General features: G+C 70.3%; 16 protein-coding genes. 6 read left to right on the forward strand and 10 right to left on the reverse strand.

Annotated features, from left to right (window positions below; all coding sequences use genetic code 11):
- Positions 1-2 precede the first annotated feature (2 nt).
- The 9 genes from ABD295_RS16155 to xylB all read right to left on the reverse strand — a co-directional run bounded on the left by ABD295_RS16155 (position 3) and on the right by xylB (position 12,154).
- Positions 3-1,331, reverse strand: a complete 1,329-nt coding sequence (locus ABD295_RS16155; protein ID WP_344304827.1) for an HNH endonuclease — start codon at positions 1,329-1,331, stop codon at positions 3-5.
- A gap of 611 nt (positions 1,332-1,942) precedes the next feature.
- Positions 1,943-2,950 carry a sugar phosphate isomerase/epimerase family protein gene (locus ABD295_RS16160; RefSeq protein ID WP_344304828.1) on the reverse strand — a complete coding sequence of 336 codons (1,008 nt, stop codon included), beginning with the start codon at positions 2,948-2,950 and terminating at the stop codon, positions 1,943-1,945.
- Between the two features lie 77 nt (positions 2,951-3,027).
- Positions 3,028-4,200: a xylose isomerase gene (xylA, locus tag ABD295_RS16165; protein ID WP_344304829.1), complete on the reverse strand. Its 1,173-nt coding sequence runs from the start codon at positions 4,198-4,200 to the stop codon at positions 3,028-3,030.
- The gene (locus tag ABD295_RS16170; protein ID WP_344304830.1) at positions 4,197-5,390 is read right to left on the reverse strand and encodes a Gfo/Idh/MocA family protein; all 1,194 of its coding nucleotides are present in this window, start codon (positions 5,388-5,390) and stop codon (positions 4,197-4,199) included. The genes xylA and ABD295_RS16170 overlap by 4 nt, the downstream gene beginning before the upstream one ends.
- 88 nt (positions 5,391-5,478) lie before the next feature.
- Positions 5,479-6,507 (reverse strand): substrate-binding domain-containing protein, encoded by a 1,029-nt coding sequence (locus tag ABD295_RS16175; RefSeq protein WP_344304831.1) that lies wholly within the window; start codon positions 6,505-6,507, stop codon positions 5,479-5,481.
- 177 nt (positions 6,508-6,684) lie between these two features.
- A complete protein-coding gene (locus tag ABD295_RS16180; RefSeq protein WP_344304832.1) occupies positions 6,685-7,782 on the reverse strand; it encodes an ABC transporter permease in 1,098 nt (365 codons plus the stop codon).
- On the reverse strand, positions 7,779-9,320 hold the full coding sequence (locus ABD295_RS16185; RefSeq protein ID WP_344304833.1) for a sugar ABC transporter ATP-binding protein: 1,542 nt from the start codon (positions 9,318-9,320) through the stop codon (positions 7,779-7,781). Before ABD295_RS16185 ends, ABD295_RS16180 begins: the two co-directional genes overlap by 4 nt.
- Positions 9,317-10,585, reverse strand: coding sequence for an ROK family protein (locus tag ABD295_RS16190; protein WP_344304834.1), 1,269 nt, complete (start codon positions 10,583-10,585; stop codon positions 9,317-9,319). Before ABD295_RS16190 ends, ABD295_RS16185 begins: the two co-directional genes overlap by 4 nt.
- 129 nt (positions 10,586-10,714) lie before the next feature.
- Positions 10,715-12,154, reverse strand: coding sequence for a xylulokinase (xylB, locus tag ABD295_RS16195; protein WP_344304835.1), 1,440 nt, complete (start codon positions 12,152-12,154; stop codon positions 10,715-10,717).
- Between the two features lie 190 nt (positions 12,155-12,344).
- On the opposite strand from xylB, the gene ABD295_RS16200 reads away from it, so the two are divergent.
- From ABD295_RS16200 to ABD295_RS16220, 5 genes are all read left to right on the forward strand, one after another.
- Entirely contained in the window at positions 12,345-13,430 is a 1,086-nt protein-coding gene (locus tag ABD295_RS16200; RefSeq protein ID WP_344304836.1) for an ABC transporter ATP-binding protein, read from the forward strand.
- A complete protein-coding gene (locus tag ABD295_RS16205) occupies positions 13,427-14,650 on the forward strand; it encodes an ABC transporter substrate-binding protein (RefSeq protein WP_344304837.1) in 1,224 nt (407 codons plus the stop codon). The genes ABD295_RS16200 and ABD295_RS16205 overlap by 4 nt, the downstream gene beginning before the upstream one ends.
- A 66-nt stretch (positions 14,651-14,716) precedes the next feature.
- A complete protein-coding gene (locus ABD295_RS16210) occupies positions 14,717-15,508 on the forward strand; it encodes an ABC transporter permease (RefSeq protein WP_344304838.1) in 792 nt (263 codons plus the stop codon).
- Positions 15,505-16,314: an ABC transporter permease gene (locus ABD295_RS16215; RefSeq protein WP_344304839.1), complete on the forward strand. Its 810-nt coding sequence runs from the start codon at positions 15,505-15,507 to the stop codon at positions 16,312-16,314. Before ABD295_RS16210 ends, ABD295_RS16215 begins: the two co-directional genes overlap by 4 nt.
- Positions 16,315-16,419: 105 nt before the next feature.
- Complete coding sequence (locus ABD295_RS16220; RefSeq protein WP_344304841.1) at positions 16,420-17,901, forward strand: hypothetical protein; 1,482 nt, start codon at positions 16,420-16,422, stop codon at positions 17,899-17,901.
- A gap of 56 nt (positions 17,902-17,957) precedes the next feature.
- Here ABD295_RS16220 and ggt read toward each other — a convergent pair whose 3' ends face one another.
- Positions 17,958-19,823: a gamma-glutamyltransferase gene (gene ggt, locus ABD295_RS16225; RefSeq protein ID WP_344304842.1), complete on the reverse strand. Its 1,866-nt coding sequence runs from the start codon at positions 19,821-19,823 to the stop codon at positions 17,958-17,960.
- A 112-nt stretch (positions 19,824-19,935) separates the two neighbouring features.
- Here ggt and ABD295_RS16230 point away from each other — a divergent pair, with 112 nt between their 5' ends.
- Entirely contained in the window at positions 19,936-21,429 is a 1,494-nt protein-coding gene (locus ABD295_RS16230) for an alkaline phosphatase PhoX (protein WP_344304843.1), read from the forward strand.
- The last annotated feature ends 40 nt before the right edge of the window (positions 21,430-21,469 follow it).

The following is a 21,469-nucleotide window of genomic DNA, read 5'->3' on the forward strand; positions in this document are numbered from 1 at the left end:
CCTCAGAGGGAGGGGGCGGCCCAATTGGTGTCGTTCTGACGCCGCACCGCTGATGGCGGGCGGGCAAGGGGCGCGAGGGACCGGTAGCGATGACCGGTGGGTGTGGTGAGCTCAATCTGGTGCCGTGGCCCGGGCCGCGACCGAGCAGACCAACCGATCGCCTGCTTGGCGTGGTTGCAGCGCTCGCACAGGCCTTGCCCGTTGAAGGCGCTCGTCCGACCGCCCCGCGCGACGTCGTGCGGGTGGTCGAGGTGCCGGATCGGTGCGTCGCACCAGGGAGTGCGGCACGTGCGGTCCCGCAGGCGGATGAAGCCGCCGAGGACTGCGGGGAAGAGCCGTGCTCGCGACTCCATGGCCACGAGGCTGCCGGTCTCGGGCGCGACGTAGATCCGACGCAGGCTGGTCGCCGCCTCCGGAGAGGCGAGCACGAGCGCGCGGGCGAGCTCGGCGGGCACGGGACCATGCCCGTCGAGGTGCGCGGCGGCCTCGCTCGCTCCGAGCAGGGCGGTGTCGTCGACCAGGAGGTTGACGTGGACCGGGACGGCTTCAGCCTTGTCCTGGCCGGTGACTCGCCCGACGAGCGTGTCGGCCATGATCTGGTTGCGCGACCGGGGGTCGCCCTGCGCGACGAGTCGGTCAGCCTCGACGCTGAGCGCGGCGTGGACGGAGACACCTTGGGCGACCGGCAGCAGCGCGGACACCTGGCTCATGACGTCGGGCGCAGGGCGCAGCGTGACCCGACGCTCGCGCTCCGCCCTGCGCCGGCGGGCGACAAGGGCCTCGGGGTCGAGTGCGTAGGCAAGGCGCCTGGCCTCACCCACCAGCTCACGCTCGCCCATCGCCTCGAGGCGGTCGGCGTCAGCGGCCAGCGCCGCGTCGATCTCGCGCCGGTGGCCGAGCTCGAGGCACGCCGTCTCCCGCGCGATCAGCGTGGCCCGCCACTCAGTGATGCGACCTGCTGAGAACGCGGCCATCGTGAACGGCAGCTCGGTCGACAGCACCTTGGCCAGGCCGAGGTGCTGGCTGCCGCGATGTGGCGACTCCCTCCGGGCCAGCGCGATCTGCTCAGCGACCCCACGCCCCTGCCGCTCGGCTGGCACGCCACGCCGCGCCGCGGCCTCACGCTGCGAAGCGTCGAAGTCGGCGGCCAGCACCGCCTGCCTGGCCTCGGCCGCACACTTCAGCTCCTCCAGCGCCCGGATCTGGTCGATCCGCTCGGCGTCGCTCGCATGCCGCTCGACCTCGCGAAGCACCACCGCCCAGGCACGCAACGTCGCCGCGTCCGGTGCGGACGGCGTCGGGACTCGATCGCCCGAGAGGAATTCGAACATGTGTTCGATCCTAGACTCGACCACCGACACCCGACCACGTACAGCCGAACGCAAGCGCGGACTCGGTCAATCGCGCAGTGACGCACGGACGCCGGGGCTCCACACGAATCCCTGCGACCCCGACCTCGACGGTCTAGCTCGTATCGTCACGCGCGACGAGTACGACAGCGTGACGCGGGGCGTTTGCCCCGTGTCCTCCCGCGGCAACTCGAGGCGAGCCAAGTCTGCAGCGGGGACCAGCATGTCCTTGACATCCTCATCTCGGTCGGCACCCATTTGCGCGAACTGCGCTGAAACCACACCAATGGCTGCCCTCACGCCTGTCTGGTGACCGTGCCGGACAGGCGGCGGATCGACGCACTCATCGCTTAGGCCGATTCGGAGCACTCATCCTCGATGACGCCCACCCCGACGGCGGGCGAGTTCGTCGAATTCGGCAAGCATCAGGCCTGAGGACCGCAGGGCCTCACGGCGCAACAAGTTGGCCGTGCGTCGCAGCAGGGCGACCACACTCGTCACCACCTTTCCCCGATGCGGCAAGTGTGCCTCGCCGAGCCCGTCGGAGGCCATCGCTTGGGCGCCAGAGGTCAGTCCGCCCGCCTGGCGACCCGTCAGTCCTTGGTGGAGAAGGCCGCGTCGAACGCCGCGGAAGGCGCGTCGAAGGCGAGGCGGCGCACGAACTCCAGCGCCTCGGGGGCGCCGACGAGCCGGTCCATGCCGGCGTCCTCCCACTCGACCGAGATGGGCCCGTCGTACCCGATCGTGTTGAGCATGCGGAACGAGGCCTCCCAGGGGACGTCGCCGTGCCCGGTGGACACGAAGTCCCACCCTCGGCGCGGGTCCGCCCACGCGAGGTGGGAGCCCAACCGGCCGTTGCGCCCGTTGCCCACCTGCTTCTTCGCGTCCTTGCAGTCGACGTGGTAGATCCGGTCCTTGAAGTCCCAGAGGAAGCCGACCGGGTCGAGGTCCTGCCACACGAAGTGCGACGGGTCCCAGTTGAGGCCGAAGGCCTCGCGGTGGCCGATGGCCTCCATGGTCGCGACGGTCGTCCAGTAGTCGTAGGCGATCTCCGACGGGTGCACCTCGTGGGCGAACTTCACGCCCTCCTCGTCGAACACGTCGAGGATGGGGTTCCACCGCTTGGCGAAGTCCTCGTAACCGGCGTCGACGAGGTCCTGCGACGCGGGCGGGAACATCGCGACGTACTTCCAGATCGACGACCCGGTGAACCCGACGACGACGTCGACGCCGAGCTTGCGCGCGGCACGCGCGGTCATCTTCATCTCCTCGGCCGCACGCTGACGAACGCCCTCGGCGTCGCCGTCACCCCAGATGCGGTCCGGCAGGATCCCGCGGTGCCGCTCGTCGATGGGATCGTCGCAGACGGCCTGGCCCTTGAGGTGGTTGCTGATCGCGAACACCTGGAGGTCGTACTTCTTCAGCATCTCGAGCTTCGCCGGGACGTACGCGTCGTCCTCGACCGCGGCCCACGGGTCGAAGTGGTCGCCCCAGCACGCGATCTCGAGGCCGTCGTAGCCCCAGCCCGAGGCGAGCTTGCACATCTCCTCGAACGGCAGGTCGGCCCACTGGCCGGTGAACAGGGTGATCGGTCGGGTCATTGATCGCTCCATCTCTCTCGTCGTCGATGGCCCGGCTCGGGGCCTCACACCCGAGCCGGGCGGGGGCTGTCCGCTTGTCAGCGGACGCCCAGCAGGTGTTCCAGCGCGAGCTGGTCGAGGGCCTCCATGCCGATGCTGCGCTCGGCCAGCCCCTCCACGTCGTACGTCGCTGCGCGGAGGTCGGCGAGCGACTCACCGTCGGCGAGCGTCGGCGTGCTCAGCGTCCCGACCTCGGCGGCCTCGAGAGCCGCGGCGACGTCGGGGTCCGCCCTGAACGCCTGCACGCGCTCGCGCAGGATCAGGTAGTTGCGCATGCAGGACCGGGCAGAGTCCCAGACGCCGTCGGCGGCCTCGGCGCGGGGCGGCTTGAAGTCGAAGTGCACGTAGCCGTCGTACGCCTTGGAGGTGCCGCTGCCGAGGAGGGCGTCCACGGTCCAGAAGGCGCCGCGCAGGTTGCCGGCGCCGAAGCGGAGGTCCTGGTCGAAGCGAGGACCGTGCTGACCGTTGAGGTCGACGTGGAACAGCTTGTCGTGCCAGAGCGCCTGGCTCAGGCCGTGGGCGAAGTTCAGCCCGGCCATCTCCTCGTGCCCGACCTCGGGGTTCAGGCCCACCATCGAGGGGTCCTCGAGCTCGGAGATCAACGCGAGCGCGTGCCCGATCGTCGGGAGCAGGATGTCACCGCGGGGCTCGTTGGGCTTGGGCTCGAGAGCGAAGCGCAGGTCGTAGCCCTGCTCCTTCACGTAGCCGCAGAGCAGGTTCAACGACTCGGCGTACCGGTCCAAGGCCGCCTGCACGTCCTTGCTGGCCCCGTGCTCGGCACCCTCACGGCCACCCCACAGCACGAAGGTGCGCGCCCCGAGGGACGCGGCCAGGTCGATGTTGCGCAACACCTTCGACAAGGCGTAGCGGCGCACCTCCCGGTTGTTGGCGGTGAGCGCACCCTCCTTGAAGACGGGGTGGCTGAAGAGATTGGTGGTGACCATCTCCACGCCTAGACCCGTGTCGGCCAGCGCCTTCTCGAAGCGCTCGAGCGTGGCCGCGCGCTCCCCCTCGTCGGGGAGCAGGTCGTCGTCGTGGAAGGTGACCGCGGCGGCGCCGAGCTCGGCCAGCTTGTACGTCGCCTCGACCGGGTCGAGCAGCGAGCGGGACGCCGGACCGAAGACGTCGACCCCCTGCCAGCCGACGGTCCACAGACCGAAGGAGAACTTGTCGTCCGGGGTGGGGGCGTAGTCGTCCAGGGCTCTGCTCATGAAGTGATCTCCTGCCAAGTGTCGGTGTCGGAGCTGGTCTCGACCGCGGCGAGGACGCGCTGCACCTGCAGCCCGTCCGCGAAGGACGGCGAGGGGTTCTGACCGGCTGCGATGTCGTTCACCAGGTCGACGACCTGATGGGTGAAGCCGTGCTCGTAGCCGATGAGGTGACCGGGTGGCCACCAGGCTCCGACGTACGGGTGCTGCGCCTCCGTCACGACGATGCGTCGGAAGCCCGCGGTGGCGACGTCCTCGGTCCCGTCGAAGAAGTGCAGGAGGTTCATGTCCTCGAAGTCGAAGGCGATGCTGCCCTTCGACCCGTTGATCTCGATGCGGATGGCGTTCTTGCGGCCGTTGGCGAACCGGGTGGCCTCGAAGACGCCGAGCGCACCGCCACGGAACTCGGCGAGGAAGACGGCAGCGTCGTCCACGGTGACCTCGCCCCTCCCGCTGCCGGCGGTTCCCGCCAGTCCGGCGTGCTCGCTGGGCAGCGGCCGCTCGTGGACGAAGGTGCGCAGCCGCCCGGAGACGCGACCGATCGCGTCGCCGGTGATGAACTGCGTGAGGTCCACGATGTGCGCGCCGATGTCGCCGAGCGCACCGGACCCGGCCTTCGCCTTGTCCAAGCGCCACGACAGCGGCGCCTCCGGGTCGACGATCCAGTCCTGGAGGTACTGCGCACGCACGTGGTGCAGGGTGCCGAGCCGCCCCTCGGCGACGAGCTGCCGGGCGAGGGCGATGGCGGGCACGCGGCGGTAGGTGAACCCCACCATCGAGCGGACGCCGTTCGCGGCGGCCTTCTCGGCGGCGGCGGTCATCGCCTCGGCCTCCTCGACCGAGTTGGCCAGCGGCTTCTCGCACAGGACGTGCTTGCCGGCCTCGAGGGCCGCGATGGCGATCTCTGCGTGGGTGTCACCCGGCGTGCACACGTCGATCAGGTCGATGTCGTCGCGCGCGACCAGCGCCTGCCACGACGTCTCCGTCGACGCCCAGCCGAGCTTCTCGGCAGCCTGGGCGACCCGGCCGGCGTCGCGGCCGGCGAGCGCGGTCATCCTCGGACGCATCGGGAGGTCGAAGAACCGGGGCGCGCTGCGCCAGGCCTGTGAGTGCGCCGCGCCCATGAAGGCGTAGCCCACCATGCCGACGGACAGGTCACGGCCGTCGGTCACTGCGTCCGGGGTGGTGCTCATCGGATCTTCTTCCACTGGAGGGAGCTCGGGATTCGGGGTGGGGTCCGCAGCGGCCCCCGGCACGACCGGGAGCCGCTGCGGAGCCTGATCAGGACTCGAACGCGGAGTCGATGTACTGGTCGACGTTCTCCGAGGTCACGACCGGTGCGTAGAGCTGCACCGTGCGCGGCACCTCGACCTCGACCAGGTCGCTCATCGCCTTGCCCTGGAGGACCAACCGCGCCAGCTTCACGCCGTCGGCACCCTGGGTCGACGGGTAGATGACCGTCGCCTTGAGGACCCCGCTGCCGTCCTGGATCTCACGCATCGCGTTCGCCGAGCCGGCGCCGCCGACCATGACGAACTCGTCGCGACCCGCGTTCTCGATGGCAGCGAGGACGCCGACGCCCTGGTCGTCGTCGTGGTTCCACAGGAAGTCGATCTTCGGCTCGGCCTGCAGCAGGTTGGCCGCGACCTCCTCGCCGCTCTCGACGGTGAACTCGGCAGCCTGGCGGGCGTCGACGTCGAGGCCGCACTCGGCCAGCGCGTCCGCGAAGCCCTGGCTGCGGTCCTGGGTGAGCGGCAGGGAGTCGATGCCGGCGATCTCGGCGACGATGGCGTCCTCGTTGCCGTCGGCCTGCTCGCAGACGTACTGGCCGGCCGAGACACCCATGCCGTAGTTGTCACCCAGCACGGTGACGCGAGCGGCGTTGGGGTCGTCGAACTCCCGGTCGACGTTGACGACCACGATGCCCGCCTCCATCGCCTTGAGCGCGATCGGCGTCATGGCGGCGCCGTCGAAGGGCAGCAGCACGATGGCGTCGACGCCGTCGTTGATGAAGGTCTCCACCTGGCTGATCTGGAGGTTCACGTCGTTGGTGCCCTCGGCGATCCGGAGGTCGACGTCGGGGTACTCGTCCTCGAGGGCCTTCACGTTGTTGGTGATGGCGGCCATCCAGCCGTGGTCGGCGGCGGGCGCGGAGAAGCCGATGGTGACGGAGTCGCCGGCCTCGTCGTTGCTGCCGGCGGCCGCGACGGGAGTGTCGTCGCCGTTGTTCTCGTTCTCCGCGTCCTGGGCGCTGCCCGTGCAGGCGGTGAGAGTCAGCGCGGCGACCGCGCCGGCCACGAGACCGGTCATGGCGCGGCTCCGGCGCGTGATTGAGGTTCTGCGCAGTCGCATGGGTGGTGCTCCTTGTTCATCTGGGTTGTTCATCTGGGTTGTTCATCTGGGTTGATCTGGTCGGATGCTGGTTCGTGCGGGTGGTGCTGTTCTCGTTCCGAGCTGTGGGTGGAGCGGCGGTGTTCGGCGACCCGGCTAGGTCGACGTCGAGCGTCGGGCCAGCCGCTGCTGGAGCAGCACGGCGACGACGATGATCAGGCCCTTCGCGACCGCCTGGGTCGAGGTGTCCTGGTTGTTGAGGGTGAAGACGTTGGTCAGCGTCGCGAAGATGAGGACGCCGATGACCGTGCCGACGATCGTTCCGCGGCCCCCGGAGAGCAGGGTGCCGCCGATGACCACCGCTGCGATGGCCTCGAGCTCGTAGAGGCCTCCGTGCGTGGAGCTGCCCGTCGACGTACGGCTGACCAGCATGAGGGCGGCGAGGCCGCAGCAGACGCCGACGAGCACGTAGAGCATCACGGTGTGCCGGTTGACGTTGATGCCCGCCAGCCGCGCCGCCTCGGGGCTGCCGCCGACGGCGAGGGTGCGCCGCCCGAAGGTCGTCCGGTTGAAGACGACCCAGCCGAGCAACGAGACCAGCGCGAAGAGGATCACGATCAAGGGGATGCCGCCCGGCTCGGAGGAGAAGAAGTCCTTGAAGCCGTCGACGCGCACGATCTGGGTCTTCCGCTCGGAGATGATCTCCGCCAGTCCACGGGCAGCCGCCAACATCGCCAGAGTGGTGATGAAGGGGACGACCTTGCCGTAGGCGATGACGACCCCGTTGATGAGCCCGCAGCCGGCGCCCACCGCCAAGGCCGCGATCACCATGATCACCCAGTGGGTGTCCTCGGCCATGTTCTGCGTCGCGAAGGTCGTTGCCCAGACCGAGGAGAGCGCCAGGATCGCCCCGACGGACAGGTCGATGCCGCCGCCGGTGATCACGAAGGTCATGCCGATGCTGACCACGCCGATGGTGGAGCCGTAGCGCAGGATCGTCATCACGTTGTCGACGCTGGCGAAGCGGTCGCCCGCGGTGATCACGCCGGCGATGCAGATGAGCAGCAGGGCCACGACGAGCCCGAGGTTGCGGCCGAAGGGACCGCTCATCAGCCCGCCGCTGCTCGTGCTCGCCTCGGTGCGGGCGGCAGCCTGCTCCACCTCGACGGTGTCACCGGTGGGCGCCACGGGATTCTCGACCGCGCCGACGTCGGGTGCCCTGCTGGTGCCAGGGTTGGTGCTCTGGTCGCTCATGCTGCGTTTCCTTCCATCACCAGGTCGAGGACCCGGGACTCGTCGATCTCGTTCGCGGGGCCTTCGTGGACGACGCGGCCCTCACGGACCACGAGCACCCGGTCCGCGAGGCCGAGCACCTCCTCGACCTCGCTCGACACGACGACGACGGCGACTCCCGAGTCGGCCAGCGAACGGATCAGGGCATAGATCTCTGTGCGGGCCCCCACGTCGACGCCGCGGGTCGGCTCGTCGAGAAGCAGCACGCGACACTCGCGAAGCAGCCAGCGCGCCAGCACGACCTTCTGCTGGTTGCCACCTGACAGCAGGCGGACGAGGCGGTCCACGCCCGCCGGGCGCACATCGAGGGACTCCGCCACCTCGCGGGCGCCGCGGCGCTCGGCCCGGCTGTCGAGCATCCCGAGTCGGGAGAACCGGCCCAGCGTGGACACGGTGATGTTGCGGTAGATGGCCTGGTCGAGAAGGAGCCCTTGGCTCTTCCGCTCTTCGGGTGCGAGCCCGACGCCCGCCTTGACCGCCGCCACCACGGAGCCGCGGCGCAGCTCCTTCCCGAGCACGCGGACGGTGCCCGCGGAGGCTCGGCGGGCGCCGTACAGCGTCTCGATGATCTCCGAGCGACCCGCGCCGACCAGACCGGCGAGACCGACGATCTCGCCTGCCCGGACGCTGAGGTCGACTCCCGAGAAGACCCCGGACAGCTCCAGCCCGCGTACGTCGAGGACGGGGTCGCCCGTGGCGGACGGCCGGTCGCCACGCTGCGGGAAGACGTACTCGATGGAGCGGCCCGTCATCAGCTTGATCAGCTCGGAGGTCGGGGTGTCCTCGACCGCGAGGCCCGTGGCGACCGTGCGGCCGTCCTTCAGGACGGTGATCCGGTCGCCGATCTGGCGGATCTCCTCGAGCCGGTGGGAGATGTAGACGACGGCCACACCCTCGACGGTGAGGTCACGGATGACGCGGAAGAGGTTGTCGACCTCGCCGTGGTCGAGCACAGCGGAGGGCTCGTCGAGGATGAGCAGCCGCGTGTCCTGGGACAGCGCACGGGCCATGCTCACGATCTGTTGGGCCGCCGGTGAGAGCCGACCGACCGAGCGGGTCGCCGAGATCTCGGGGTGCCCGAGTCGCTCCAGCAGCTCCCTGGCCCGGCGGTTGGTCGCGCCGCGCTGGCTGAACCCCGCCGACGACATCTCGTGGCCGAGGAAGATGTTCTCCGCGACACTGAGGTCAGGGACCAGGTCGAGCTCTTGGTAGATCGTGGAGATGCCGAGCGCCATCGCGGCCTGCGGAGAGGTGAGCGCGACCTGCCGTCCCTCCCAGAGGATCTCGCCCTCGTCGGGCTGATAGCTCGCCGAGAGGATCTTGATCAGGGTGGACTTGCCGGCGCCGTTCTGACCGAGGAGGCAGTGCACCTCACCTGCGCGGACGTCCAGCTCGACCCCGTCGAGCGCGAGGACGCCGGGGAAACGCTTCACGATGCCGCTCATCTCCAGCAACGCGTCGGTGCGGCGCGGGACCGTGACGGTCACGTCCTCGATCATGAGGTGGCTCCCAGCTGCTCGGCGCTGGTGCGCGGCACCAGCGTGGGGTCGTCGTAGACGCGCTCGATGGCGACGGCCGCGGCGCCGCGCACCGCTGCGGAGAAGCCCAGCGTCGAGAGGGCGATGCGGGTGCCGCCCGCGTCGGGCGCGAGGACGCCCTCGTCCAGCTCGGCTTGGACGTCGGCCTGGATCCACTCGCCGATCTCGCCGAGGTAGCCCGACAAGACGATGACCCCGGGGTTGAGGGCGTTGGTCAGTGCCGCGGCGCCGATCCCGACCCAGCGGCCGACCTCGTGCAACGCCTGGAGGGTGCGCTCGTCACCGGCGGCCGCGCGACGGTTGAGCTCCTCGACCTTGACCTCGAGGGCGACGTCGGGGGAACGAAGCAGGTCGTCCTCGTCGGTCGCCATCTCGATCAGGCGACTCACCCCGACGACGGTCTCCCAGCAGCCCGACCGACCGCAGCCGCACCGCCGCCCGCCGCGGTCGACGACCATGTGCCCGAACTCGCCGGCGAAGCCGAGGCGTCCTTGGTAGGGCCGGCCGTCGGCCACGATGCCGCCACCGATGCCCACCTCGCCGTGGATGACGAGGATGTCGCGGCGCTCGGGGTCTCCGGGTGTCGCCTCCGCCACCGCCGCGAGGTTCGCTTCGTTGGCCACCTCGATGAGGAGGTCGTGGCCCAGCCGCGACCGCAGCAGCTCGGCCAGCGGCACGTCTCGCCAGCCGAGGTTCGGGGCCACCGAGACGAGTCCGTGGTCGAGGTCGACGAGCCCGGCCACGCCGACCGTGACTGAGATCGGGCGAGCCCCGCGATCAGCCAGGTCCGAGAGCGTGCCCTGCAACAGCTCCACAAGATGGTCGACGACCTGCTCGGGGGGCAGCCCCCGGGTGTCGACAGAGGTACGCCGCTCGCTCACCGCCGAGCCGGCCAGGTCGACCGCGAGGGTGGTGACGTGGTGCACGTTGATCTCGGCGCCGATGCCGTACGCGCCGGAGCCGGCCAGCTCGACGCTGGTGCCCGGTCGTCCGACGGCACCTCGCTCGGCCTGGCCGTCGCGGACCAGGCCGCGCTCCATCAGCTCGCCGACCAGGCTGGACACGGTCGCCTTGTTGAGCCCGAGGTCCGCGGCGAGCCGCGCCCGTGAACGGGGGCCGGCGTCGCGGAGGCTGCGCAGAAGCAGCGAGAGGTTGTTGCGGCGCACGGTGCCTTGGTCGGCACCTCCGGAGCCGGCGCTCTGCCAGCTCTCACGCGCCTGCGACATCGACTGCCTCTCAGATCGTCAGGCGACGAGCGTGACGCCCGTCACCCTATTAGTTCGTTGGGACATCAAACTAACTAGGGGCGGTCGTCACGTCAAGCCACGGCCGACGGCCGCCTGCTCGACGACGCGTCAGGGAGCCAGCCGGTCGAGGTGGCGTTCGCGCGCCTCGGCGTACCGCGCTCGCACCTCGGGGCGGGGGGCTGCCTCGACCCGCACCGTCCCGGCCCGCTCCCACTCCGGCGGCGAGGCAGAGCCGGCGAGCGCCCACGCGGCCTGACGGGCGGCGCCGTCCGCGACGTACTCGCCCGCAGGCGGCACGTCGACGGGGACGCCCAGGATCTCCGCTGCGGCGGTCCGGACGGCCCCTGAAGCGGCGGCGCCTCCGACGAGAAGGGCCCGGGCCGGCCGCACCCCGGTCGCGACCACGGCGTCGAGCCCGTCGGCCAGACCGCACAGCAGCCCCTCGACGGCGGCCCGGGCGAGCGCGGGACGGGTCGCCGTCGACAGGGTGATGCCGTGCAGGGACCCGGTCGCGTCGGGCAGATTGGGCGTGCGCTCGCCCTCCAAGTAGGGCACCAGGACGAGTCCGCCAGCACCGGACGGCGCCTCCAGCGCCAGCTCGGCCAGCTGCTGGTGGTCGACCCCGAGGAGCCCGGCCGCTGCGTCGAGGACCCGCGCCGCGTTGAGGGTCGCGACGAGCGGCAGGTAGAGGCCGGTGGCGTCGGCGAAGCCCGCGACCGTGCCGCTCGGGTCCACCGTCGGCGTGCTCGAGACGCCGGTGACCACGCCCGAGGTCCCGATCGACACGACCACGTCGCCCTCGACCGCACCGAGGCCGAGCGCCGCGGCGGCGTTGTCGCCGGCCCCGGCGCCCAGCACCGCCCCTGACGGCGTCCTCGCCGCCACGCCGCCGGGCGCCACCACCCGGGGCAGGTGGGGCACCGACCCGAACGCACGCTCCAGGAGGTCGGTGCGGTACTCCCCCGACACCGCCGACCAGTAGCCCGTGCCGCTGGCGTCACTGCGGTCGGTCGTCAGGTCCGCGAGGTCCCGACTGCCCGAGAGCTTCCAGGTCAGCCAGTCGTGGGGCAGACAGACGGCCGCCGTCCGACGCGCGTTCTCGGGCTCGTGGTGGGCGAGCCAGCGCAGCTTGGTGATCGTGAAGGACGCCACGGGTACGACGCCCACGGCCTCGGCCCACGCGCGGCCGCCCACCTCCGGTCCGCCCAGCTCCCGGACCAGCTCGGCCGCGGCGCCGGCGGAGCGGGTGTCGTTCCAGAGCAGCGCCGGCCGGACGACCTCCCCGTCCTCGTCGAGGCAGACCATGCCGTGTTGCTGGCCTCCCACGCTCACGGCCGCGACGTCGTCGAGCCCGCCCGCCTCCTCGAGAGCCGCCTGCAACGCCCGCCACCAGTGATCGGGCTGGACCTCGGTCCCGTCAGGGTGCGCAGCCCGGCCCTGCCTGACCAGCGCCCCCGTGGTGGCGTCGCGGACGACGACCTTGCAGGACTGCGTGGACGAGTCGATGCCGGCGACCAGATCTCCTGTGCGCGTCCCCTCACGTGTCATGGTCGCGGATCATTGCAGACACGCTCGGGTCGAGGCGGGGTCCGCGAGCACGGTGGCCAGGGCGACCTCGGTCGGCCGACGGCTACGGCGAGGAGCGTCGGTCGACCATCGTGCGCCGACACACAACCGTGACCCACTGAAGTCGCGACGGTGCTTGTCGGCCCCGACGGCGCTCCCCTACGTTGCCCACGTGGCCCGAGACGAGGTGATCCAGCACGCCGCTGTGCGCCTCGTCGGAGTGACCAAGACCTTCGGGTCGGTCACCGCTGTCGACGACCTCGACCTCGAGATCCGCGACGGCGAGTTCTTCTCGATGCTCGGCCCGTCGGGTTCCGGCAAGACGACGGTGCTGCGGATGATCGCCGGCTTCGAGGCGCCCACCTCGGGCCGAGTCTTCCTCGGCGGTGTCGACGTCACTCGCGAGGCGCCGTTCAACCGTGACGTCAACACGGTGTTCCAGGACTACGCGCTCTTCCCGCACATGGACGTCCTCACCAACGTCGAGTACGGGCTGCGCGTGAAGAAGGTGCCGCGCGGCGAGCGCCGCGAGCGGGCCCTGGCCGCGCTCGACACGGTCCGGCTCACCGGGTACGCCGACCGCCGACCCACCCAGCTGTCCGGCGGGCAGCGCCAACGCGTCGCCCTGGCCCGCGCGCTGGTCAACCGGCCCAAGGTCCTCCTGCTCGACGAGCCGCTGGGCGCCCTCGACCTCAAGCTGCGCCGCGAGATGCAGATCGAGCTGAAGCAGATCCAGCGCGAGGTCGGCATCACCTTCTGCTTCGTGACCCACGACCAGGAGGAGGCGCTGACGATGAGCGACCGCATCGCAGTCTTCAACCATGGCCGGGTCGAGCAGGTCGCGACGCCGACCGAGCTCTACGAGGCGCCGCAGTCGTCGTTCGTCGCCGGCTTCGTCGGCACCTCCAACCTGCTCACCGGTGCCGACGCCCGGGCGGTCTTCGGCCGCGAGGGCACCTTCAGCATCAGGCCGGAGAAGGTGCAGCTCGACGAGGACGCCGGGGGGCCGCCGAAGGCGTCCGGCGTCGTCCAAGCCGTCGTCTACCTGGGCTCCGTCAACCACTACCTCGTCGAGCTCGACGGGGGCAGCACCCTCACGGTGCTGCGCCAGAACCTCCACGGCACGGCCGACCAGGCACTCGGCCGCCGTGGTGAACGCGTCGACCTCACGTGGGCCGACGAGCACGTCATCGACCTCGGGACAGAAGCGGGGAGCCCGGCAGCCGGGGTCCCCGCAGAAGAAGGAGGCATTCCATGAGGATCAACAGACGCGCAAGCACCGGGGTCGCGGCCGTCGTGCTGGCGCTGGTCGCCGCCGGCTGCGGCACGGAGGACAGCGGGGGCGACGACGGGGACGGCGGCTCCGCGGCCGAGGAGCAGGGCGGCTTCACCCCGCCCGACCTGCCGATGCTCGACGAGCTCGGTGAGAACGAGGGGACGCTGAGCGTCCTGGCCTGGCCCGGCTACGCCGAGGACGGGTCCACCGACAAGTCCGTCGACTGGGTCACCCCCTTCGAGGAGGACACCGGTTGCGAGGTCAGCGTCAAGTACTTCGGCACGTCCGACGAGGCCGTCTCCCTGATGAAGACCGGGGAGTACGACGTCGTCTCGGCCTCCGGCGACGCCACACTGCGGCTCATCGCGGGCGGTGACGTCGAGCCGGTGAACATGGACCTCATCGCGAACTACGCCGACGTCTGGCCCTTCCTGAAGGACCGGCTCTGGAACACCGTGGGCGACGTCAACTACGGCGTTCCGCACGGCTACGGCGCCAACCTGCTCATGTACAACACCGAGGAGGTCAGCCCTGCGCCGACCGACTGGAGCGTCGTCTTCGACGGCGCGTCCGACCACAGCGGTGCGGTGACGGCGTACGACTCACCCATCTACATCGCCGACGCCGCGCTCTACCTGATGAACACCCAGCCGGACCTGGGGATCGAGAACCCCTACGCCCTCGACGAGGACCAGCTCGCCGCGGCCGTCGACGTCCTCAAGGCCCAGCGCGAGCACGTCGGTGAGTACTGGTCCGACTACCTCAAGGAGATCCAGGCGTTCACGACCGGCGACTCCGTCGTCGGCACCACCTGGCAGGTGATCGTGAACCTGGCGCAGTCGGAGGGCGTCCCGGTCGAGGCGATCCTGCCCGAGACCGGCTCCACCGGCTGGTCGGACACCTGGATGATCGGCTCGAAGACCGAGTCGCGCAACTGCGCTTACGCCTGGCTCAACCACATCATCAGCCCCGAGGCCAACGCCGCGGTCGCCGAGTGGTTCGGCGAGGCACCGGCCAACAGCAAGGCGTGCGACCTGGCCAGCGAGGGATTCTGCGACAGCTACCACGCCGGTGACGAGGCCTACGCCGAGGGCATCTGGTACTGGACGACGCCGATCGAGGAGTGCCTCGACGGTCGCACCGACGTCCAGTGCACGACGTACCAGGACTGGACCACGGCCTGGACCGAGATCAAGGGGTAGGTCCTGACCGCAGGAACACTCCACCGCCACCCCCGGCTACGGCTGGGGCTCCTCCTGGGGCCTCCGATGCTGTGGCTGGGGGTGGCGTACCTCGGCGCCCTCGCGGCGCTGTTCATCACCTCGTTGTGGACCGTCGACGGCTTCACGGGGGCGATCCAGCGTGACTGGACGCTGGAGAACTTCAAGGACCTCTTCACCATCGAGGTCTACCGCTCCATCACCATCCGCACGCTGCTCACCGCGGCGGCGGTGACGGCCATCGACGTGGTCGTGGCGTTCCCGATCGCGCTCTTCATGGCGAAGGTCGCCTCCCCCCGGCTGCAACGCATGCTGGTGATCGCGGTGCTGACGCCGCTGTGGGCGTCGTACCTCGTCAAGGCGTACGCCTGGCGCGGCATGCTCTCGGAGACCGGGCCGGTGTCGTGGATCGCGCAGCCGTTCGGTCTCGACTCCCCCGGGTACGGCCTCGCGGCGACGGTCATCACGCTGTCCTACCTGTGGCTGCCCTACATGATCCTGCCGATGTACGCCGGCCTGGAGCGGCTGCCCAACTCGCTGCTCGAGGCCTCGGCCGACCTCGGCGCCCCGACGTCGACGACGATGCGGCGGATCGTGCTGCCGGTGCTCTTCCCGGCCGCCGTCGCGGGCTCGATCTTCACGTTCTCGCTGACGCTCGGCGACTACATCGCCGTGAAGATCGTCGGCGGCGCCAACCAGATGCTCGGCAACGTCGTCTACGACAACTTCCTGACCGGCAACAACATGCCGTTCGCCGCGGCGGTCTCGACGATCCCGGTCGTGATCATGCTGGTCTACCTGTCAGCGGTGCGCCGCACGGGAGCTCTGGAGCAGCTGTGAGCTTCTCGCGTCTGACCCGCGCCCTGCTCGGCGTCTTCAGCGTGCTCGCGCTGCTCTTCGTTTATGCGCCGCTCGCGCTGGTCCTGCTCAACTCCTTCAACACCTCGCGCACCTTCGCCTGGCCGCCGCCGGACCTGACGACCAAGTGGTGGTCGGCGGCTGCGTCGTCGTCGGGCGCGCGCTCGGCGATCATCGTGTCGCTGGAGGTCGCGGCGATCGCGACGGCCATCGCGCTGGTGCTCGGGACCATGGCCGCGCTGGCCCTCCAGCGCTTCCAGTTCTTCGGGCGCGACACCGTCTCGCTCCTCATCATCCTGCCGATCGCGCTGCCGGGCGTGGTGACGGGCATCGCGCTGGCGAACGCGTTCCTCACGATGGTGGGGATCCGGCTCGGCTTCTTCACCCTCGTCGTCTCGCACGCGACCTTCTGCATCGTGACGGTGTTCAACAACGCCGTCGCGCGGCTGCGGCGGCTCGGCGGCAACCTCGAGGAAGCATCGATGGACCTGGGCGCCGGCACGTTCATGACCTTCCGGCTGGTCACCCTGCCGATGCTGCGGTCGGCCCTCCTGGCCGGCGGTCTGCTGTCCTTCGCCTTGAGCTTCGACGAGATCATCGTGACGACCTTCACCGCCGGCTCCGGAGTGCAGACGCTGCCGATCTGGATCTACCAGAACCTCTTCCGGCCCAACCAGGCACCGGTGGTCAACGTCGTCGCCGCTGCGCTGATCGTGCTCTCGATCGTGCCGATCTGGCTCGCGCAGAAGCTCGCCGGCACCGACGAGAGCGTGGCAGCCGCCCGCTGACTTCTGGCGCGCTAGACCAGCATTCCCTGGGCGGGCGCAGCCCCTTACTTTCGTCGGTAGCGACTGCTGAAAGGGCAGCGGTCCGAGCCGACTCGAGGAGTCAGCATGAACGTCGTGTGCCGTCGTACCCGTCTCCTGGCCGCGGCCGCGGCCGCCGCTCTCGCCCTCACGCTGGCGGGACCCGTCCACACCTCCGGGGCCGCGGTCGACGCGGCCGTCGAAGCCCCGCCCGTCAAGGCCGGAGCGGACGGCCCGGTCCTCGTCGTCGAGGACCAGGCGACGTTCTCCGGCTTCGACCTGGCGACCGACCCGTCCACCGGGGTCGCCTACCTGGGCTGGATCTCCAGCAGCGCAGCGTCGCCCCTCCGAGCCGTGCACCTGTGCGTCCTCCCACCCGGCGCTCTCGCGTGCTCCGGCGGCGTCCTCACCACCAGCGCGGTCGACGGACCGTCGGCGGCGGGCCTCCAGGTCGAGGTCACCTCGCCCGGCACCGCGACGCTGGTCTGGTACCACAACTTCTCCAGCAACTCCCTCGGTGCGCTCTCCTTCGCGACGTACGCCGCCGGCGTGCTCGGAGCCCCGGCGACCGTCGCCGGCCAGATCCCGCCGAACGGCCAGCTGTTCGACGTGGTCCCGGGTCCCGGAGGGTTGTGGGCGGTCGCCGGGGACGGTGGCGCGGGGACCGGTCTCCGTATCATCCCGAACATCGGTGTCAACGCCGCACAGCCCGTGACCGCGCCGTGGATGGTGGGCAACGCCTCACTGGCCTTCCAGGGCTCGCAGCCGGTGCTCCTCATCGCGAAGTACGGATCGATCGGTGACCCGCTCGCCTACGCGTCGGGCACCCCGATGGGGTCCTTCAAGTCGCTCGCCAAGACGTGGACCACCGGGCAGGGCAACGACCTGGTCGGCACGTCCCACGGCGTGCGGGCCATCGCGTCGGAGGCCAAGGCGAGCTATCGCCCGGCCGTGGCCAAGTGGAACGGCTCCGAGTTCAGCAAGCCCGAGCTCATCGGTGAGAACGACAGCTGCCCGGGTCTTTTCCACGACGCCGTCACCGACGGCAGCGGCCGGATCGCCGACGTCGTCGAGCGCTGCGGGAAGGTGATCATCTACAACCTGCCCGGCACCGAGACCGCCGCGAAGGCATCCTTCCCGACCGGCGGGACGCTGTCCTCGGGTGGCGCCCAGATCACCACCACCACCCGCGGCTACGGGTGGGTCGCCTGGGGGACCCTGAGCCCGACCAGCGTGGGGAACCGTCTGCAGGTCCGCGCGGTCCGGCTTCCGGCGCTGATGATCGAGAAGTCGAAGAACGCGAACCCCGGGAAGGTCACGGTGAAGGGCCCGGCCAGCTGCCTGCCGGTGGTCGAGGTCAAGGCCAAGGTCACCGCGAAGGCCGCCAACGGCTGGAACGTCGCGTCCAAGAAGCTCACCCTGGACGGCGACGGCAACGACGCCACCATCAAGCTCGACGGCGAGAAGCTGAAGTCCGGCGAGAAGTACACCCTGCTGGGCAAGGCCGTCTTCAAGAAGGGCGGTCAGACCGCGACCGTCGTGCAGAAGCTGAAGTTCAAGGTCTGCTGACCCGTCACCCCGGTGGTCGAGGAGGTCGCGCAGCGCCCCCCTCGACCAGCGGAGGGCTACTTCGTTTTCGACACCACGCCCGTCGCTCCGCCGCCGCGCCGAGTGGGCTCCGCGACCGCGGTCATGAAGCCCTTCTTGCCGAGCTCGATCGCGGTGGCGGCACCGATGAAGGGGTCGGAGGTCAGCCCGTCGCCGGCCGGCGAGAGCGTGTGGCCCAGAGCGGTGAGCGCCGTCCCGTAGGCATCGATGAAGGCCTGCTCGGCCAGCGTCGTCGCCGTGTTGCGCGGGGTGGCGCGCGGCGCGGCCATCGCCTCCTCGACGGTCATGCCCAGGTCGATCCGGTTGACGAGCATCTGCAGCACCGTCGTGATGATCGTCGACCCGCCGGGTGAGCCGAGCGCCAGCCAGGGCCTGTCGTTGCGCAGCACGATCGTCGGCGACATCGAGGAGCGCGGGCGCTTGCCCGGCTGGATCCGGTTCGGGTCGGTGGCGACGTACGTCGTCGAGAAGTCGGTCAGCTCGTTGTTGAGCAGGAAGCCGCGACCGGGCACGACGATCCCGGAGCCTCCGGTCTGCTCGATGGTGAGGGTGTACTCGACGACGTTGCCCCACCTGTCGGCGACAGTGAGGTTGGTGGTCGAGACGTTCTCGGTGTCCTCGTGCTCGGCAGGAGCGCTCGTCGTGGTCGGGCAGACGCCGTCGTAGCCGGTCACCGCCCCGGCAGCCACCGGCTTCGTCGCTGCCTTGGCGGGGTTGATGCCGCAGGCCCGCTCGGCGGCGAACTTCTCGTCCAGCAGGGCCTTGAGCGGCACGTCGACGTACGCCGAGTCGCCGACGTACGCACCACGGTCGGCGTAGGCGAGGGCGGAGGCCTCGAAGTAGAGGTGCATGGCTGACGCGACCGGGAGCGTGGCGAGGTCGTAGCGCTCGAGGATGTTGAGCGCCTCACCGACCGTCGAGCCACCGCTGGACGACGGGGCCATGCCGTAGACGTCGTACCCGCGGTAGCTCACCTTGGTCGGCTTCTGCTCGAGCACGGAGTAGTCGCGCAGGTCGCGCTTCTTCAGGTAGCCCGGCGGGACGGGCAGCTTGGTCGACTTCGTCGTGGGGGGTGTGCGGACGGCGCGGACGATCTCGCCGGCGAGGCCGCCGCGGTAGAGAGGCCGGAGGCCCTTGTCCGCCAGCAGCTCGTAGGTGTCGGCGAGGTCCTTGTTCTTGAACATCGAGCCGACGGACGGGGCGTCACCGCCCTTGAAGTAGAGCTTCTTCGTCGAGGTGAAGGCCTTGAAGCGCACCTCGTTGTCGAGGGCCTGCTGGCGGAAGGTCGTGTCGACCTTGAAACCCCTGCGAGCCAGGTCGATCGAGGGGTGCAGGGTGTCGCCGAGGCTCCACGTGCCCCACTTGTCGAGCGCGCGCTGCCAGGTGGCGGGCGTGCCGGGCACGCCGACCGAGACGCCGCTGGTGACCAGCTCGGGGGTGAAGTTGTAGGGCTTGCCGGTGGCGGGGTCGACGAAGGCGTCGTTGGGCATCGCCTTCGGCGCGGTCTCCCGCCCGTCGAGGGTCTGCACCTTCCCCTTCTCGGCGTTGTAGAAGACGAAGTAGCCGCCACCCCCGATGCCGGCCGAGAACGGCTCGGTCAGCCCGAGCGCGGCTGCGGTCGCCACGGCGGCGTCAACCGCATTGCCGCCGCGCTTGAGGACCCGGAGCCCGATCTTCGTCGCCTCCGGGTCGACGCTGCTGACGGCGCCGCCGTACCCCTCGCTGGTCGCCTTCTTGGGCGCTCCCATGAGCGGAGCCGAAGGTCGATCAGCAGTCGACCTGGTCCCGGCCGCGACGGCGTCCGGTGGCGTCAGGAGCGCGGCCGTGACGGCCGCCGTCGTCGTGAGCGCGAGCGTGCTCACGAGCAGGCGTGACGTGCGCATGGGGCCTCCCCGAGTAGGTGGTATGCCCCACCACCCTCACGCGTCACACCCGTCCTTGTCGCCCCCCTTGAAGGGGGTGTTCAGGTGCGGGAATCGGGTCTAGCGTCGCCAGATGACTCAGTCCATCGACCGCCGTACCGTCCTCAAGTCGAGCGCCGCGATCGCGGCAGCGGGCCCCTTCGCGGGCCTGGTCGCCGCTCCGGCATCGGCGCGCAAGGCACCCAGGGCCTTCGACCTGGTGCCCGTCCCCGACGCGCGTGACGGCAAGGTGCGCCTGCACCTGCCGAAGGGTTTCTCCTACCGCTCGTTCCACGACACCGAGGCGACCGTGACGTTGAACGACGGCACCACGCTTCCGGGCCGCCACGACGGCATGGGCGCTTTCGAGGGCCCGGACGGCACCGTGATCCTGGTGCGCAACCACGAGGTCAACAACCCGACGAACCCGTTCGGGCCGGGCACGCCGTACGACGCTCGCGGCGGCGGCGGGACCACGACGATCCACTGCACGCCCGACGGGCAGGTGCTCAACGCGTTCACCAGCCTCAACGGCACGATGATGAACTGCTCGGGCGGCATCATGCCGTGGGGGTCGTGGGTCACCTGCGAGGAGACCGTCAACGGCCCCGACGTCGGGCCCGACTTCACCGGCGCCTCCAACGTCTCGCTGACGAAGCCGCACGGTTTCGTCTACGAGGTCCCGGCCAGCACCGACGCCGAGACCGGCCAGTCGGCCCGCCAGCCGTTGCGGAAGGCAGGGCGGTTCGCGCACGAGGCGGTGTCGTACGACCCCAAGGGCGGGCACCTCTACCTCACCGAGGACAACTTCGGGTTCCCGTCGGGCTTCTACCGCTACACCCCGCCGACGCACCCGCGGCACGCCGGCAAGCTGCTCGACGGCGGCTGGTTGCACATGCTGCGCGTCAAGGGCACGTTCAACGCACACCTCGAGGGCGCGCAGGTCGCCGGCACCGAGTACGACGTCGACTGGGTCGAGATCGGCGACCCCGACCCCGAGTTCCCGTACACGCCCGGGCAGGTCGCCCCCACGGACAACAACACCGCGCTGACCTACGTCAGCAGCCAGGGCTGGGCCGAGGGCGCGGCGTTCTTCTCGCGGCTGGAGGGGCAGGTCTACGGCAAGGGCGAGATCTTCTTCACCAGCACCCAGGGCGGTGGGGCACCTGAGACCGGCAACGAGCCGAACGCGGGCTACGGCAACGGCTTCGGGCAGGTCTGGGCCTACGACCCGAAGCGGGAGAAGCTGCGCTGCGTCTACCAGTCACCCGACAAGGTCACCCTCGACTTCCCCGACAACATCACCACCTCCCACCGAGGCACCCTGGTGGTCTGCGAGGACAACAACGAGGACAACTTCATCCGGGGACTGTCGCCGGAGGGTCAGCTGTGGGACATCGCGCTCAACAGGTTGGTGAGCCAGCTCCCGACGCCCGGCAGCAACCCGCCGGTCTTCCCGACGCGCTACAACGACGAGTTCGCCGGGTCCACCTTCAGCCCGTCGGGCGAGACGCTGTTCGTGAACGTCCAGGCCTCGCGTGGCATGACGTTCGCGATCTGGGGGCCGTGGGGGCGGATCGGGGTCTAGGGCCGGCTACTGGCGCTCGGACGAGCGAAGCCGCCCGTCA

Origin of the sequence: Nocardioides bigeumensis (assembly GCF_039531755.1) — a bacterium.
GTDB classification, from domain to species: Bacteria; Actinomycetota; Actinomycetes; order Propionibacteriales; family Nocardioidaceae; genus Nocardioides; species Nocardioides bigeumensis.

What these genes read in the sequence shown, in the direction of transcription:
- ABD295_RS16210 (WP_344304838.1), top strand. Translation starts at nt 14,717, where the DNA reads ATGCTGTGGCTGGGGGTGGCGTACCTCGGCGCCCTCGCGGCGCTGTTC.
- ABD295_RS16160 (WP_344304828.1), bottom strand. Translation starts at nt 2,950, where the DNA reads ATGACCCGACCGATCACCCTGTTCACCGGCCAGTGGGCCGACCTGCCG.
- xylA (WP_344304829.1), bottom strand. Translation starts at nt 4,200, where the DNA reads ATGAGCAGAGCCCTGGACGACTACGCCCCCACCCCGGACGACAAGTTC.
- ABD295_RS16170 (WP_344304830.1), bottom strand. Translation starts at nt 5,390, where the DNA reads ATGAGCACCACCCCGGACGCAGTGACCGACGGCCGTGACCTGTCCGTC.
- ABD295_RS16175 (WP_344304831.1), bottom strand. Translation starts at nt 6,507, where the DNA reads ATGACCGGTCTCGTGGCCGGCGCGGTCGCCGCGCTGACTCTCACCGCC.
- ABD295_RS16185 (WP_344304833.1), bottom strand. Translation starts at nt 9,320, where the DNA reads ATGATCGAGGACGTGACCGTCACGGTCCCGCGCCGCACCGACGCGTTG.
- ABD295_RS16205 (WP_344304837.1), top strand. Translation starts at nt 13,427, where the DNA reads ATGAGGATCAACAGACGCGCAAGCACCGGGGTCGCGGCCGTCGTGCTG.
- ABD295_RS16180 (WP_344304832.1), bottom strand. Translation starts at nt 7,782, where the DNA reads ATGAGCGACCAGAGCACCAACCCTGGCACCAGCAGGGCACCCGACGTC.
- xylB (WP_344304835.1), bottom strand. Translation starts at nt 12,154, where the DNA reads ATGACACGTGAGGGGACGCGCACAGGAGATCTGGTCGCCGGCATCGAC.
- ABD295_RS16155 (WP_344304827.1), bottom strand. Translation starts at nt 1,331, where the DNA reads ATGTTCGAATTCCTCTCGGGCGATCGAGTCCCGACGCCGTCCGCACCG.
- ABD295_RS16220 (WP_344304841.1), top strand. Translation starts at nt 16,420, where the DNA reads ATGAACGTCGTGTGCCGTCGTACCCGTCTCCTGGCCGCGGCCGCGGCC.
- ABD295_RS16190 (WP_344304834.1), bottom strand. Translation starts at nt 10,585, where the DNA reads ATGTCGCAGGCGCGTGAGAGCTGGCAGAGCGCCGGCTCCGGAGGTGCC.
- ABD295_RS16230 (WP_344304843.1), top strand. Translation starts at nt 19,936, where the DNA reads ATGACTCAGTCCATCGACCGCCGTACCGTCCTCAAGTCGAGCGCCGCG.
- ggt (WP_344304842.1), bottom strand. Translation starts at nt 19,823, where the DNA reads ATGCGCACGTCACGCCTGCTCGTGAGCACGCTCGCGCTCACGACGACG.